Origin of the sequence: Streptomyces sp. AK02-01A (genome assembly GCF_033795305.1) — a bacterium.
In the GTDB taxonomy this organism is placed as follows: domain Bacteria; phylum Actinomycetota; class Actinomycetes; order Streptomycetales; family Streptomycetaceae; genus Streptomyces.
The window spans coordinates 75,535-92,046 of record NZ_JARBAE010000012.1 but is presented as its reverse complement, the minus strand read 5'-3'; the positions used below and the strand labels follow the sequence as shown (position 1 = coordinate 92,046).

General features: G+C 69.7%; 9 protein-coding genes. 5 read left to right on the top strand and 4 right to left on the bottom strand.

The features are described 5' to 3' along the window. Positions 1–69 precede the first annotated feature (69 nt). The 5 genes from glgX to PV679_RS14470 all read left to right on the top strand — a co-directional run bounded on the left by glgX (position 70) and on the right by PV679_RS14470 (position 9,665). Positions 70–2,466, top strand: a complete 2,397-nt coding sequence (glgX, locus tag PV679_RS14490) for a glycogen debranching protein GlgX (RefSeq protein WP_416069722.1) — start codon at positions 70–72, stop codon at positions 2,464–2,466. A 148-nt stretch (positions 2,467–2,614) separates the two neighbouring features. Next, positions 2,615–4,414 carry an ABC transporter ATP-binding protein gene (locus PV679_RS14485; RefSeq protein WP_319680613.1) on the top strand — a complete coding sequence of 600 codons (1,800 nt, stop codon included), beginning with the start codon at positions 2,615–2,617 and terminating at the stop codon, positions 4,412–4,414. Next, positions 4,411–6,291 (top strand): ABC transporter ATP-binding protein, encoded by a 1,881-nt coding sequence (locus PV679_RS14480; protein WP_319680612.1) that lies wholly within the window; start codon positions 4,411–4,413, stop codon positions 6,289–6,291. Before PV679_RS14485 ends, PV679_RS14480 begins: the two co-directional genes overlap by 4 nt. Before the next feature lie 546 nt (positions 6,292–6,837). After that, positions 6,838–8,865 (top strand): M4 family metallopeptidase, encoded by a 2,028-nt coding sequence (locus PV679_RS14475; RefSeq protein WP_319680611.1) that lies wholly within the window; start codon positions 6,838–6,840, stop codon positions 8,863–8,865. Positions 8,866–9,068: 203 nt separating this feature from the next. Then, a complete protein-coding gene (locus PV679_RS14470; RefSeq protein WP_319680610.1) occupies positions 9,069–9,665 on the top strand; it encodes a hypothetical protein in 597 nt (198 codons plus the stop codon). Between the two features lie 76 nt (positions 9,666–9,741). On the opposite strand, the gene PV679_RS14465 is transcribed toward PV679_RS14470, so the two are convergent. The 4 genes from PV679_RS14465 to glgP form a co-directional block, all read right to left on the bottom strand. After that, the gene (locus PV679_RS14465; protein ID WP_319680609.1) at positions 9,742–10,083 is read right to left on the bottom strand and encodes a hypothetical protein; all 342 of its coding nucleotides are present in this window, start codon (positions 10,081–10,083) and stop codon (positions 9,742–9,744) included. Positions 10,084–10,134: 51 nt separating this feature from the next. Beyond that, a complete protein-coding gene (ctaD, locus tag PV679_RS14460; RefSeq protein ID WP_319680679.1) occupies positions 10,135–11,856 on the bottom strand; it encodes a cytochrome c oxidase subunit I in 1,722 nt (573 codons plus the stop codon). Positions 11,857–12,223: 367 nt separating this feature from the next. Then, entirely contained in the window at positions 12,224–13,468 is a 1,245-nt protein-coding gene (locus tag PV679_RS14455; protein ID WP_319680607.1) for an alginate lyase family protein, read from the bottom strand. 262 nt (positions 13,469–13,730) lie between these two features. Further along, positions 13,731–16,379, bottom strand: coding sequence for an alpha-glucan family phosphorylase (gene glgP, locus PV679_RS14450; protein ID WP_319680606.1), 2,649 nt, complete (start codon positions 16,377–16,379; stop codon positions 13,731–13,733). Positions 16,380–16,512 lie beyond the last annotated feature (133 nt).

The following is a 16,512-nucleotide window of genomic DNA, read 5'->3' as shown; positions in this document are numbered from 1 at the left end:
AGGAGAGCCGCGGCCGGGACGCCGTGCGCACCGATCCGCGAGGCCGACGAGCCGCGGGAGGCCGGACAGGTGGCGAGCGCAGCCGAGCAGAAGGCAGTGCAGGAGTCGGCGCTGGAGGCGACGGAACGGACGCAAGAGACGGAAGTGGCCGACGGGACGGAACAGGCGGTACGCAGAGGACGAGCCGGTTTTCTGCCCGCGCCCGGGACCGGCGGCCGCCGCGGAAAGCCGGGCACGCGGCGGCGCTCGGTGTGGCCGGGAGCGCCTCATCCGCTCGGCGCGCGCTACCGGACCGGCCCGGACGGAGTGGCCGGTACCAATTTCGCGCTCTGGGCGGGCGGCGCGGAGGCGGTCGAGCTCTGTCTGTTCGACGACGCGAGCGACGGATCCGCCGAGCGCGGCGGCGGCCCGGACGGCGACGGACACCGCGGGAGCGTCGAGACCCGGCTGCCGCTGACCGAACTGACCCATGGGATCTGGCACGGCTTCGTGCCCGGCGTCCGTCCCGGACAGCGCTACGGCTTCCGGGTCCACGGCCGCTGGGACCCATGGACCGGCGCCCGCTGGAACCCGGCGAAGCTGCTGCTCGACCCGTACGCCCGCGCGGTCGACGGGTCCAGCGGAAATGACTACGGCCGGCTGCCCGCGGAGGTCTACGGCCATGTCCGCGACTGGCCGCAGCAGCAGGTCGCGGACACCGTGCGCGACGACCGCGACTCGGCTCCGTACGTCCCGAAAGGTGTCGTCGTCCACGACGAGGCGCCCGGCGACGAGTGGGCCGACGACCGGCGGCCCAAGACACCGTGGGCCGACTCGGTCATCTACGAGCTGCATGTGCGCGGCTTCACCAAGCTGCATCCCGGAATCCCGGAGGAGCTGCGCGGCACCTACGCCGGTCTCGCGCATCCGGCGGCGATCAGCCATCTCCGGCAGCTCGGCGTGACGGCGGTCGAGCTGCTTCCCGTCCACCAGTTCGCGCACGAGGACCATCTGCTGCGGCGCGGCCGGCGCAACTACTGGGGCTACAACTCCGTCGGCTACTTCGCGCCGCACGCCGGCTACGCGGCGAGCGGCACCCGCGGACAGCAGGTCGAGGAGTTCAAGAGGATGGTGCGCGCGCTGCACGCGGCCGGTATCGAGGTCATCCTCGACGTGGTCTACAACCACACGGCGGAGTCCGGAGAGCGTGGTCCCACACTGTCCCTGCGAGGTATCGACAACCGCGGCTACTACCGCCTGGCGTCCGACGCCCGCCGTTACACCGACTACACCGGCTGCGGCAACACCCTCCATGTGGTGCAGCCACATGTGCTGCGGCTGATCACCGATTCGCTGCGGTACTGGGTCACCGAGATGGGCGTCGACGGCTTCCGCTTCGATCTGGCGGCGGCTCTCGCGCGCTCCATGCACGATGTCGACATGCTCTCGCCGTTCCTCGCGGTGATCGCCCAGGATCCGGTGCTGCGCCGGGTGAAGCTGATCGCCGAACCGTGGGACGTGGGCAACGGCGGCTACCAGGTGGGCGCGTTCCCGCCGCTGTGGACCGAGTGGAACGACCGCTACCGGGACGCGGTACGGGACTTCTGGCGCGGCGCGCTGCCGGACGTACGGGATCTCGGCTACCGGCTGTCCGGTTCGAGCGATCTGTACGCGTGGGGCGGACGGCGGCCGTACGCCTCCGTCAACTTCATCACGGCGCACGACGGCTTCACGCTGCGCGATCTGGTGTCGTACGAGCGGAAGCACAACGAGGCGAACGGCGAGGGCAACCGGGACGGGACGAACGACAACCGGTCCTGGAACTGCGGGACCGAGGGCGAGACCGACGACGAACGGATCAACGCGCTGCGGCGGCGGCAGCTACGCAATCTGCTCACCACGCTGCTGGTGTCGACGGGCGTGCCGATGCTGGTGGCGGGCGACGAGATGGGCCGTACGCAGGGCGGCAACAACAACGCGTACTGCCAGGACAACGAGGTGAGCTGGCTCGACTGGTCGCTCCTGGAGCAGCAGGACGGACAGGAGCTGCACCGGCTGACGGCCCGGCTGCTCGCGCTGCGCCACGCCCATCCCGTGCTGCGCCGCCGCGCCTTCTTCTCCGGCCGGCCGCAGGCGGCCGACGGGCTGCGGGACCTCGCGTGGTTCTCGCCGCACGGCGCGGAGATGACGGAGGACGACTGGTACGCGCCGGCGCCGACGCTCGGGCTCTTCCTGTCCGGACGGGACATCCCGGGACGGGACGCACGCGGAGAGAAGATCACGGACGTCAGTTTCCTGACGGTCCTGCACGCGGGCGACCAGGACGTCGGCTTCACGCTGCCCGGCCCGCCCTGGGCCGAGGCGTACGAGCTGGTGGTGGACACGGCGCGGGAGGAACAGGCGCGGGCGCCGGGGACGGTGCACGAGGGGGGCACGACGGTGTCGGTCCCGGCCCGGTCCGTGCTGCTCTTCACGGTACGGGGCTGAGCCGGACGGGGCCGGAGCGGCGGCGGTGACCTGCGCGTCGCACTGGAATTCATATCAACCGATCGGCTGATATGAAGGGTGCGACCGGCCGACAGTGACGGGAAAATCACATGAGCGATGTCAGTGGTCAACCGTAGGCTCACCCCTGATGCCCGAAACACATGCAGCCACCAAGGACCGGTCCTCCGTGCGTTCACTGCTGAGGCTGTGGCCGTACGTACGCCCGGTGCGAACGCGTCTCGCCAGTGCGGCTTTTGTCGCGATAGTCGCGTCCTGTCTCAGCCTGGTGATCCCGCTCGTACTGAAGTGGATGGTCGACGGACCGGTCACCGACCGCGACCCGGGAGGCGTGTGGCTCGGAGCGCTGTTCCTGCTGGCGCTCGGCATCGCCGAGGCGCTGCTCTTCGGCCTGCGGCGCTGGCTGGTGGCCCGGCCGCTGGCCGGTGTGGAGGCGGCGATGCGGGCCGACCTCTACCGGCATCTGCAGCGGCTTCCGGTCGCCTTCCACGACCGGTGGCCGTCGGGACAGCTCCTTTCGCGCGGGACGACGGATCTGATGCTGCTGCGGATGTTCCTGGCGTTCCCGCTCACCTTCCTGCTGGTCAACACGACGACGATCCTGGCCGGCTTCGTCATTCTGCTGATCCAGGACTGGTCGCTCGGGCTGGTGCTGCTGGTTCCGGTGCTGCCGCTGGTCATTCTGTGTTCGCTCTTCGAGTCGCGGTACTCACTGGTCGCGCGCCGGGCCCAGGACCAGGTGGGAGATCTGACGACGGTCGTCGAGGAGGGCGTGCTCGGCATCCGGATCGTCAAGGGCTTCGGGCGCCATCGCAGCCAGTCCCTCGCCTTCCGCGCGCTCGCGGAGCGACTGCGCGCCACGGAGCTGGGCAAGGCACGGCTGCTGGGAGGCATCTGGGCCCTGGTCATGATCATTCCGGAACTGGCCATCGGTGCCGCGCTGGTGCTCGGCACGATCCAGGTGGCGGACGGCGCGCTCTCGGCGGGCACACTGGTCGCGTTCCTGTCGACGGCGCTGGCGCTGCGGTGGCCGGTGGAGTCGATGGGATTCCTGCTCGCGATGAGCCAGGAGTCGGCGACGGCGACCGAGCGCTTCTTCGAGGTGATGGACGTCCGGGAGGAGGCGGAGGCCACGGACCCGGCGCGGGCCCCGAGCGCGGGCGTCCCGCGTCCGGAGACCGGAGGGCTGCGCTTCGAAGGGGTCTCCTTCCGGTATCCGGACGCGGATCCGGCCTCCGCGCCCGTGCTGGCGGCGGTCGATCTGCATGTCCGGCCCGGCGAGACCATGGCCCTGGTCGGCGCCACCGGTTCGGGCAAGACGACGCTCACCGCGCTCGTACCGCGACTGCACGAGGTGACCGGCGGCCGGATCACGCTGGACGGCGAGGACATCACTCTGATGGAGCGGCGCCGGCTGCGTGAACTCGTCTCGGTGGCCTTCGAGGAGCCGACGCTGTTCTCCGCGAGCGTCGGCGAGAACGTGCTGATGGGCTCGGCGGACGCCGACGAGGAGGCGCTGCTGCGGGCGCTGGAGGTGGCCCAGGCCGGCTTCGTACAGGACCTGCCTCAGGGCCTGCGGACACAGGTCGGCGAGCAGGGGCTCAGCCTCTCCGGCGGCCAGCGGCAGCGGCTCGCGCTCGCCAGAGCGGTGGTCGGACGGCCGCGCTTCCTGGTGCTGGACGATCCGCTGTCCGCGCTCGACGTGCATACGGAGGCGTTGGTGGAGGCGGCGCTGCGCCGGGTGCTCCAGGAGACCACCGCGCTGGTCGTGGCGCACCGGCCGTCGACCGTGCTGCTCGCCGACCGGGTGGCGCTGATCTCCCGGGGCCGGATCGCGGCCGTCGGCACCCATCAGGAACTGCTGCGCGGCAGCGAGGAGTACGCCTGGCTGATGTCGGGCTCCACGGCCGTTGAGGAGGGCGTCCGATGACCACGTCGGCCACCACGGGCACCACCGGTCCGGCGCCGGTCGGCACCGAGGACGAGCGGGCGCTCTCCGGCGCTCCCGTCCCGGCCGGTGACCCGTTCGACCAGGACGACCTGCCCACACCTCCAGGTGCCACCGGCGCCCTGCTGCGGTCGCTGCTGCGTGCCCGGCGCGGCCGGGTCGTCGTGGCCGCGCTGCTTCTGCTGCTCCAGCAGGCCGCCGCCCAGACGGGCCCGCTGATCGTCGCGTACGCCATCGACCGTGGCGTGCCCGCCTTCCGGGACGGCGACCACGGACCGCTGGTCGCCGTCGGCGCCGGCTATCTGATCTGCGCACTCGGCTCGGGAGGCTTCCAGTTCGTCTTCATCCGGGCCTCCGCGCGGATCAACCAGGACGCGCTTCTCGATCTGCGCGGCCGTATCTTCCGCCACGCGCAGGCGCTGAGCGTGGACTTCCACGAGCGGTACACCTCCGGTCGGCTGATCTCCCGGTCCACCACCGATGTGGAGTCGCTGCGCGAGCTGCTCAGCGAGGGCCTCCAGGAGCTGCTGGGAGTGGTGCTCGCCTTCGTCTACATCTCGGCGATGCTGCTCTATCTGGACGTGCGGATCGGCGCGCTGGCCGTGGCCTCCTTCATACCGCTGTATCTGCTGGTGCGGCTCTACCAGAGCCGGGCCGGCCTGATCTTCGGCCGGCGCTCCACGGCGATCGCCGCCGTCATCGTGAAGTTCACGGAGACGATGAACGGCATCAGGCCGGTGCAGGCGTTCCGGCGCGAGCGGGCCAACGACGCGGACTTCCACGTGCTCAACCACCGCCATGAGCGCAGCAACGGCGACGCGCTGATCGAGATGGCCCGCTATGTGGTCGGCTCACGGCTCGTCGCCAACACCGCCGTCGCCGGGATGGTGCTCTGGGGCGCCTACCGGGTGGCGGACGGCACGCTGGCCCTCGGTGTGCTGGCCGCCGCCGTGCTGTATCTGCGGCGGCTGTACGACCCGATCGACCGGCTCGGCATGTTCCTCAACTCGTATCAGTCGGCTGCCGCTTCACTGGAGAAGATCGCGGGTCTGCTGGCGCAGGCGCCCTCGGTGCCCGAGGCGTCGCGTCCTCGTCCGCTGCCCGCGCTCACCGGCGGCTTCCCGGGCCGCGAGGTCGTCTTCGACGGCGTGAGCTTCTCGTACCGCACGGGCGGCGAGGTCCTGCCGCGCTTCGATCTGACGGTCCCGGCCGGCCAGACCGTCGCCGTGGTCGGCTCGACCGGCGCCGGCAAGTCCACGCTGGCCAAACTGCTGGCCCGCTTCTACGACCCGACGCGGGGCCGGGTCCTGCTCGACGGTGTCGATCTGCGCGAGCTGGACACACCGGAGCTGCGGCGCGGAGTCGTGATGGTGACCCAGGAGGCGTTCCTCTTCTCCGGCACGGTCGCCGAGAACATCGCCATCGGCCGTCCGGACGCCTCCCGCGAGGACATCGAAGCGGCGGCGAAGGCGATCGGCGCCGACGACTTCATCCGCTCCCTGCCGGACGGCTACGACACGGACGTACGCAAGCGCGGCGGCCGTATCTCCGCCGGCCAGCGCCAACTGGTCGCCTTCGCCCGCGCGCTGCTCGCCGATCCGGCCGTCCTGATCCTCGACGAGGCGACCAGCTCGCTGGACATCCCGGGCGAGCGCGCCGTGCAGCGCGCCATGGACACCGTGCTGCGCGGCCGTACGGCGGTGGTGATCGCGCACCGTCTGTCGACGGTCGAGATCGCGGACCGGGTGCTGGTGATGGAACACGGCCGGGTCGTCGAGGACGGCTCGCCGTCCGATCTGATCGCCGGCCCGGGCCGGTTCGCGGGCCTGCACCGCGCCTGGCGGGACAGCCTGGCCTGACCGGCCGTCCGACGGCCGCCGGGCCCGGAACCGGCGCACGGTGTACGCACGGCCGGTTACCCACAGCGATGACACTCCGGCGGACCGGCCCGCTCGCGACGCGCGCGGGCCGCGCCGCCGGAGCGCGCTCCCGGCTCCCGGCGGTCCCGGGTCCCGTACGGCGTCACACCGGGCGTGTCCGCCGTGGACGACGGCAGGGAATGAGCCACACTTCGCGTCGGCTCCGGCGGGCGCCGCCACTCGACCGCTCAAAACTCCGTTCACATTCGTCACCTTCGAACACGATCTCCAAGGGCTCCTCCGACACTTTGAAATTCGGGCCGCGCCGAACACCTGGAGGCGCCGTCATGATCACTGGCGAAACGTCCGCTTAACGAACAGGGGCTTTCGGGCAGCGAACCGTTTCCGGCCAACTTCTTGACGCGCTCCTGACAGGAAGGCGCCGCGACTGCCACTCTTCCCCCGTTCTTCGCACCAACTGCTCCGCGTGCACCGTCCGGGCGGCCCACCCAGCGGCCCGGTACCCCCCTCGCAGAAGGAGTTCGCGTGAGATCCACGCCCAGCCGTCGCGCCACCGCGACCGGCGCTCTGATCGCCGCAGCAGCTCTGCTCACCGTCGGTGTGCAGTCAGGAACCGCCGTCGCACGGCCCGACAGCGCTCCCACCGCAGCCGTCGCCGGCAAGGCGAACCCCGGCGCGCTGCCGCGCGATCTCTCTCCGGCCCAGCGCGCCGCGCTGATACGCGAGGCCGACGCCGCCAAGGCGGCCACCGCCAAGGAACTCGGCCTCGGCGCGCAGGAGAAGCTCGTCGTACGTGACGTCGTCCAGGACGTCGACGGCACCACGCACACCCGGTACGAGCGCACCTACCAGGGCCTTCCGGTCCTCGGCGGTGACCTCGTGGTCGCGGCGACGAAGGCGGGCACGACCAAGGCCGTCAGCAAGGCCTCCACGTCGGTCCTCAAGAACGTCGTCACCACCGCCGAGGTGGCGCCGGCCACCGCGGAGAAGCAGGCGCTGAGCGCCGCGGCCGCGGACGGTTCGAAGAAGACCGAGGCCGACCGCGCGCCGCGCAAGGTCGTGTGGATGGCGCAGGGCGCGCCGACCCTCGCCTACGAGACGGTCGTCGGCGGGCTCCAGCACGACGGCACCCCGAACGAGCTGCATGTCGTCACCGACGCCGCCACCGGCGCGAAGCTGTACGAGTGGCAGGGCGTCGAGACGGGCGTGGGCAACACCCAGTACAGCGGCCAGGTCACCGTCGGCTCCGTCCAGTCGGGCTCGACGTACAACCTGACCGACTCGGGCCGGGGCAACCACAAGACGTACAACCTGAACCGCGGCACCTCGGGCACCGGCACTCTCTTCTCTGGCCCGGACGACGTCTGGGGCAACGGCGCCGCCGCCAACCTGGAGACCGCGGGCGCCGACGCCGCCTACGGCGCCGGTGAGACCTGGGACTACTACAAGAACGTGCACGGCCGCACCGGCATCCGCGGTGACGGCGTCGGCGCGTACTCCCGCGTCCACTACAGCAGCGGCTACGTCAACGCCTTCTGGCAGGACAGTTGCTTCTGCATGACGTACGGCGACGGCTCGGGCAACACCAAGCCGCTGACGTCCATCGACGTGGCCGCCCACGAGATGTCCCACGGCGTCACCGCCGCCACGGCCGGCCTGGTGTACAGCGGCGAGTCCGGCGGTCTCAACGAGGCCACCTCCGACATCTTCGCCTCGGCCGTCGAGTTCTACGCCAACAGTCCCCAGGACCCGGGTGACTACCTGATCGGCGAGAAGATCGACATCAACGGCAACGGCACGCCGCTGCGCTACCAGGACAAGCCGAGCCGCGACGGCATCTCGCCGGACAGCTGGTACTCGGGCATCGGCAGCACCGACGTCCACTACTCGTCGGGCCCGGCCAACCACTTCTTCTACCTGCTCTCCGAGGGCAGTGGCGCCAAGGTCGTCAACGGCGTCTCGTACAACTCGCCGACCTCCGACGGTCTGCCGGTGACCGGCATCGGCCGGGCGAAGGCCGAGCAGATCTGGTTCAAGGCGCTCGCCACGAAGTTCACCTCCACGACGAACTACGCGGCGGCCCGCACCGGCACGCTCGCGGTCGCCGGTGAGCTGTACGGCACCACCAGCGCCGAGTACACGGCCGTCCAGGACGCCTGGGCCGGCATCGCGGTCGGCCGCCGCCCCGGCTCCGACCCCAACCCGGGCCCGGTCTTCGAGTCCACCACCTCCGTCGCCATCCCGGACAACGGCGCGGCGGTCACCTCGACGGTCAACGTCACCGGAGTCACCGGCAACGCGCCGACCGACCTCCAGGTCAATGTGGACATCACCCACACCTGGCGCGGTGACCTGGTCATCGACCTGGTCGCGCCGGACGGCACCGCCTACCGGCTGAAGAACTCCAGCGGTAGCGACTCGGCCGACAACGTGGTGGAGGAGTACCTCGTGAACGCCTCCTCCGAGGTGGCCAACGGAGCCTGGAAGCTGCGGGTCCAGGATGTCGCGGCGCAGGACACCGGCCGTATCAACGGATTCAAGCTCACCTTCTGAGCCGTCCGGCCGTCCCACCGCACCTGACCGAGTGAGCCGCCCGGGGTGTTCCGCACCCCGGGCGGCTTCGCGCGTGCCGGGTGCCGGCCGCCTCCATTTGCGGGATCACCGGGCCGGAAGCATCATCGAGATGACCCGGATATCCTCAGGATGTGGGGGCGTCGATGAGCGTTTCGTTCGCAACGACAACGTTTGCGCCGGTAGTGCTGGGCTTTTTCGGTCTCGGCACCGGCTATCTCATCTATGGGCCCCAGGAGCTCTTCCGGTTCCCGTCGCGAAACGCTTCGGTCGACCGCGCGACCGGTGTATGGGGTATCTGGCTGCCCGGCTTCTGCCAGTTCGTGACAGGTGTCTACCTGTTTGTCGCGCTCGCCTGGTTCGAGTCTCTCAAGGAACCGGCGCTCTACACCGCCGCTCTCGCTTTCTCGGCGTACGGCATTCACTGGTTCGCACTGGGATGGAATCGCTACCAGGGAAATGATGTACGGCCGACCGGATTCATGTCGATCGCCTTCGTCATCATCTCGGTGCTGGGCATGGTGGTTTTCTTCTCCGTCGGCTCATGGCCGCTGGGAGTGCTGTTCGCGGGACTGACCGGTGTCTATCTGAGCGAGTTCTTCGCCAGTTTCCGGATCGGCGCACGCGTGCCGACCACCGCCAATGAACACGCGCCGGTGCCGAACAATCCCGGCGAGCGGGCGCTCGGTTTCTTCCACATCGTCACCGGGCTGTGGCTGATGTATCTCACCTTCGCCACGACGCTCAACATCTCGCTGAACTACTCGCTGCCCGGCGGCTGACCGGCGGCGGTCCGGTGTCCGGTCCCGGCGTCCGCGCACCCGAGCCGTCCAGGGCCTCTCCCGCGCCCCGGACGGCTCAGCGCGCGAGAAGCGTGAGCGCCGCGCAGCCGCCGCTCACCGCGGCGGCCGACACGACGGCCGCCGCCACACAGCGCGTCCTCAGCAGCCGGTAGCGCTCCGTGTACTCGCCGCGCAGCTCGGCGGCGCGTTCGGTGACACGTACGAGCATCGCCCGCGCGGCGGCCAGCCGGTCGGCGGCGTAGAGGCGCTCCACGTCCGCACGCTGGGCGGTCGTGAGCCACGGCAACTGCTCGGCGAACCGGGCCGCCTGGCGCCTGGCGTCCTCCACCTCGGCGCTCCACAGGAGATAGCCCTCGAACTGGGCCAGACCACGGGCGGTGTCCTTATCCGGCTCCACACGATTCTCCTGGCCGCCGGTTCGGACGGATCTCCACTCGTCGCGGCGCCCTCACTGCTGCTTGTCTCCCGGCGCCACGGTCTGGGAGCGGTGCGGCTTGTTGAGAGCGTCGTCGAGCGACCGGATGGCCGGATAGTGCAGATCGAACGCCGGGGATTCCGAACGGATGCGCGGCAGTGTGAGGAAGTTGTGCCGCGGCGGCGGACAGGACGTGGCCCACTCCAGCGAACGGCCGTAGCCCCACGGATCGTCGACCTCGACCTTCTTGCCGTACTTGGTGGTCTTCCAGACGTTGTAGAAGAACGGCAGCATCGACAGACCGAGCAGAAAGGAACTGATCGAGGAAACGGTGTTGAGCGCGGTGAAGCCATCGGTGGCGAGATAGTCGGCGTAACGCCGCGGCATGCCTTCCGCGCCCAGCCAGTGCTGCACCAGGAAGGTGCCGTGGAAACCCACGAACAATGTCCAGAAGGTGATTTTACCGAGCCGCTCGTCCAGCATCTTGCCGGTGAACTTCGGCCACCAGAAATGGAATCCGGCGAACATCGCGAATACCACGGTGCCAAAGACGACGTAGTGGAAGTGCGCGACCACGAAGTACGAGTCGGAGACATGGAAGTCCATCGGCGGTGACGCCAGCAGGACACCGGTGAGACCACCGAAGAGAAAGGTGACCAGGAAGCCGATGGACCAGAGCATGGGAGTCTCGAAGGACAGCGAACCGTGCCACATGGTCCCGGCCCAGTTGAAGAATTTCACACCGGTGGGCACCGCGATCAGGAAGGACATGAAGGAGAAGAAAGGCAGCAGCACACCTCCGGTCACAAACATATGGTGCGCCCAGACCGTAATGGAAAGACCGGCGATGGAGATGGTCGCCGCGACCAGGCCGATATAACCGAAGATCGGTTTTCGGCTGAAGACCGGAAGGATCTCGGTGACGATACCGAAGAAGGGCAGCGCGATGATGTACACCTCGGGATGGCCGAAGAACCAGAAAAGGTGCTGCCACAGCAGGGCCCCGCCATTGGCGGCGTCGAACACACGCGCGCCGAACTTGCGGTCCGCCTCCAGCGCGAGCAGCGCGGCGGCCAGCACCGGGAAGGCGAACAGGACCAGCAGCGCGGTCAGCAGCACGTTCCAGGTGAAGATCGGCATCCGGAACATCGTCATACCGGGAGCCCGCATACAGATGATCGTGGTGATGAAGTTGACCGCGCCGAGGATCGTGCCGAAACCGGAGAGCGCCAGACCCATGATCCACAAATCGCCGCCGACGCCCGGCGAGCGGATCCCGTTCGTGAGCGGCGAGTAGGCGAACCAGCCGAAGTCGGCCGCGCCGTTCGGAGTGAGGAAGCCGCCCACGACCATCAGCCCGCCGAAGAGATAGAGCCAGTAGGCGAGGATGTTCAGCCGAGGGAACGCCACATCGGGCGCGCCGATCTGGAGCGGCATGATCCAGTTCGTGAATCCGGCGAACAGTGGCGTCGCGAACAGCAGCAGCATGATCGTGCCATGGATCGTGAACGCCTGGTTGTACTGCTCGTTCGAGATGATCTGCGTACCGGGACGGGCCAGCTCCGCGCGCATGACAAGGGCCAGCACACCGCCGCCGATGAAGAACCCGAATGACGTAATGAGATACAGCGTGCCGATCGTCTTGTGATCGGTGGTGGTCAGCCACCCCACGACAACACTGCCCGGCCGCTTGCGGCGCACCGGCATCTCGTCAGAGTAGGTTTCGTCGGCCTCGGCCGGCCCTTCCGTGCCCATCGTCGTCACTGCAACGCTCCTCCGTCAACGGTCGCCTGTGGACTCGGCAAGCAGCATGGCGTTGCTTTCACCGGGTCGGTGAGACCTCCTCCTCACCGGCGCGTCGCGACGGCGCGGCCTCCGCTCCCGCCGCGAGGCCGGCGCGCTTTCACCCGAAGGGCTTGCCGCACTGGTGGTGCGGTGTTGACGGCAGGACGGGCGCCGGAGCCGGCGGCTCGCCGGCCGGACAACCGGACGTACCCGCCACCGGGCCCGAAGTGTCTCTCTCCACAAGGGAGTCGGACCGGGCCCGGTAACGGGTACGAGGTGTTCCGACGCGTGCGTTCAGGTCCGGGAAGCGGTGTGACCGCTCGGTCCCGGCCCGCGGTCAGTTCGGGTTCTGCGCGTTGGTCAGGGTCTCCCAGGCCACAAACAGATTGTTGGTCCCGGAGGGCCGCTGCTGCTCGGTGAGCCGCTGCGTGTTGGTCATCGCGTAGCCCAGCCGGGTGTTGAGCGCGTTGAAGCCGACCTCGGTGACGGGACCGAGGCCACGCTGCACACTGCCGCCGCACAGCGACGAGGGCACGGGCTCGGCCTGCACCTCGTACTTGGACTGGAAGCCCAGCGCCTGCCGCAGCCGCTCACCGACCTGCGGGAAGAGGTCCTGGCCCTGGAGCCGCGCGGTCTCGAAGACATGCGAGACGGACGAGATGCCGTAGCCGGTGTGCACGAAGTCGCGGCAGGTCTCCTGCGTGAGGCCGGTGACAAAGGTTCCCTGGCCCTGCCAGTAGCCGACGATCTTGTCGCGGGTGTTCAGGTTCTGGCTCGGCACCGTCTTCGGCAGCGCGCCGTCGGACGAGAGATAGATGTACGCGGGCACCCGGGTCAGATAGATGCCGATCGCCTTGTCGTAGGCGGCCTTGTCGTCGAGGAAGACGGAGATGCTGACCGCCGCCTCCATCATGGTCAGCTCCCAGTTCCCGTTGGAGTTGGAGCCATTGATGATCTCGGGCAGATAGACATTGCGCAGCATGGTGCCGAAGCGCCCGGCGTTCGGCCAGTTGCCGTAGACGTGCTTGATGATCTCGGCGGCCTTGGGCCAGGAGGAACCGGCCCAGCCGGTCTGGAGCGGAGCGTTGCTGTTGGTGTGGTCCTGGATGCTGCTGGACCAGGCGTCCATGAGCTGGATCGCCTTCTGCGCGTACCGGTCGTCACGCGTGATGTACCAGGCCAGCGCGTCGGTGTAGGCGGCGATCGCGTCCTCGCGCTCGTCCGTGCAGCCGTTGTTGGGGTTGGAGTACGAGCCGCACTCGACGACGGCGCGGGGCTTGGCCGTCCGTGACAGGGAGGCGTACCTGCTCCCGATCATCTGGTCGTACGCGGCCTTCCAGGGCTGCGCGCCGGCCTGCACCTTGCCGCGTACGAAGTCGAGCTGAGCGGTGTTCAGGTTCACACCGGGATGGGTGAAGTTCGCCGGCGCGGCGGCGACGGCGGCACCGGCGGTCGCCGCCGCCTCGGCCGGCCGCACCGAGGGAGCCTGGTCGGCGGAGGCGGGTGCCATGAAGGCCGCGGCGATCACACCGGCCAGGGCGGCGGAGAGTCCGAGAACTCTGGAAATGGATCCGGGGCGCATGTGGGGGTGCCTTCCGGTCAGTGGACGTTCCTCAACTCCATTCATCCATATGAACGTTGAGTGGAGTTGTGAACCCGTTATTGAGTCAGGAACTTAGAACCAACACATGGACACGTCAAGGTCTGGACCTATGGAAACCCCGCCACCGCGCACCGCGCACCACGCATCGGGCACCGCACAGCGGGCAGCGCGCACGAGAAGGGCCGGGCACCGCCCCCCGGTGCCCGGCCCTGAACCATCTCGCGCGTCGCGCCGGCCGCGCTCAGCGCAACAGCACGCCCGCTCCCTCGCCCGTCGCCTCCGTCGGCAGCGCGACCAGGCCCAGTTCCGCACTGGTGGCCAGCAGCGGATGGGCCGGCAGCACCCGGACCGTGTAGCCGTAGGGGCCCGTACGGTCCAGCGCGAGCGGTCCCTCGTAGACCCAGCGGCCCTCCATGTCGGGGCCTCCGGCCGGCTTGAGCGGGACGGCCAGCGCGTCCACGATCGTGTCGTCGGAGCTGACCCGCCCGGCGACCGCCTGGACCTCCACCTCGTCGGGACGGAGCTCGCCGAGGCCGACCCGGACCCGCAGCGAGAGCGTGGAGCCCAGCTCCGCCGAGCCACCGGCGGCGGTGGCCGCGACGGCCTCGACATGGTCGACCGAGACATGCGGCCAGCGGCCGCGCGTCCGGTCCTTCCAGGCCGCCAGCTCCGTCGCGGTGTTCGCGTCCAGCGCGCGGTGGGCTCCGGCGGCGGGCGCGTACAGCCGCTCGACGTACTCGCGGACCATCCGGTCCGCGAGCACCTTCGGCCCGAGCGTGACCAGGGTGCGGCGGACCATCTCGATCCAGCGGTCCGGCAGACCGCCGGTGCCCCGGTCGTAGAAGCGAGGCGCGACCCGGTCCTCGATCAGCTCGTAGAGGGCGTTCGCCTCCAGTTCGTCCCGGCGGTTCTCGTCGGCGGCCAGTCCGTCCGCGGTCGGGATGGCCCAGCCGAAGTCCGGCTCGAACCACTCGTCCCACCAACCGTCCAGGACGGACAGGTTGAGACAGCCGTTGAGCGCGGCCTTCATCCCGCTGGTGCCGCAGGCCTCCAGAGGCCGCAGCGGATTGTTCAGCCAGACGTCACAGCCGGGATAGAGCTTCTGCGCCATCGCCATCCCGTAGTCCGGCAGGAAGACGATGCGGTGGCGCACCCGGGGATCGTCGGCGAACCGCACCAGCTCCTGGATCAGCCGCTTGCCGCCGTCGTCCGCCGGATGCGCCTTTCCCGCCACGACGATCTGGACCGGCCGCTCCGGATGGAGCAGCAGCTCCCGCAGCCGGTCCCGGTCGCGCAGCATCAGCGTCAGGCGCTTGTACGAAGGGACGCGGCGGGCGAAGCCGATGGTGAGGATGTCCGGGTCGAGGACGCCGTCGATCCAGCCCAGCTCGGCGGCCTGCGCACCGCGCAGCCGCCAGGACGCCCGCAGCCGTTCGCGCACCTCCAGCACAAGCCGCTCGCGCAGGATCTTGCGTACGTTCCAGACGTCGCCGTCCGGAATCTCGGCGAAGGCGTCCCAGCGCGGCGGATCTCCTTCCGGGTCGAGCGAACCCGCGAACAGCGCGTTCTCGCTGCGGCCCGCCGCGCCGGCGCCGAGCCTGGCGACCTCCGGCGCGACCCAGGTCGGCGCGTGCACACCGTTGGTGACGGAGGTGATCGGCACCTCGTCCGGGTCGAAGCCGGGCCAGAGACCGGCGAACATCTCGCGGCTGACCGCGCCGTGCAGGGTCGAGACGCCATTGGCCCGCTGGGCGAGCCGCAGTCCCATCACGGCCATGTTGAAGAGGTTCGGCCTGCCGCCGGGATAGGTCTCCAGACCGAGGGCGAGGACCCGCTCCGCGTCCAGGCCGGGCAGCTCGCCGTCGTCGCCGAAGTGACGCGCCACCAGCTCGCGGTCGAAGCGGTCGATTCCGGCCGGCACGGGCGTGTGAGTGGTGAACACCGTACCGGCGCGGACGGACTCCAGCGCGGCTTCGAAGCCGAGTCCGGTGCCGGTGAGCTCTCGGATGCGTTCCAGACCGAGGAATCCGGCGTGGCCCTCGTTGGTGTGGAACACCTCGGGCTCGGGATGGCCGGTGAGCCGGCAGTACGTACGCACGGCGCGGACGCCGCCGATGCCGAGCAGCATCTCCTGGAGGAGACGGTGCTCGCTGCCGCCGCCGTAGAGCCGGTCGGTGACATCGCGTTCGCCGGGGCCGTTCTCCTCGACGTCCGAGTCGAGCATCAGCAGCGGGACCCGGCCGACGTGCGCCTGCCAGATACCGGCGCGCAGCGAGCGCCGGCCCGGCAGTGTGAGGACGACCTGGGCGGGTGAGCCGTCGTCCTCGCGCAGCGGAGTGAGCGGGAGTTCGTTGGGGTCGAGGACCGGATACTGCTCCTGCTGCCAGCCGTCCCGCGACAGCGACTGGCGGAAGTAGCCGTGCCGGTAGAGCAGACCGACGCCGATGAGCGGTACGCCGAGGTCGCTGGCGGCCTTGAGATGGTCTCCGGCGAGGATGCCCAGGCCGCCGGAGTACTGGGGCAGGGCCGCGGTGACACCGAATTCGGGAGAGAAATAGCCGATGGCGGCGGGCAGCTCCGCGCCCTGGCCGTCGCGCTCCTGGTACCAGCGGTCGCCGCTCAGATAGGTGTCGAGATCGGCGGCGGCCGCGGAGAGTCTGTCCAGGAACGGAAGGTCGCCGGCCAGCTCGGCCAGACGGGTGGCGGACACGGCTCCGAGCAGCCGTACGGGGTCGCCGTCGGCGGCACTCCAGCCGTCGGGGTCGACGGCTTCGAAGAGCTGACGGGTCTCGGTGTGCCAGGACCAGCGCAGGTTGCGGGCGAGGTCGCTGAGCGGTTGAAGTGGTTCGGGCAGGACGGGGCGGACGGTGAACCGACGGATTGCCTTCACGTGTTCCACCTTCGCAGGGGACTTACGAGCCGGAGGGGACGCGCCACGGTGTGCGTCCCGCCTCCTCCCGACGGTAGTCGCACCCCGCCCTCCGCAACCACGGCGCACATGTGCGTACGAGGACGGGTTTCCG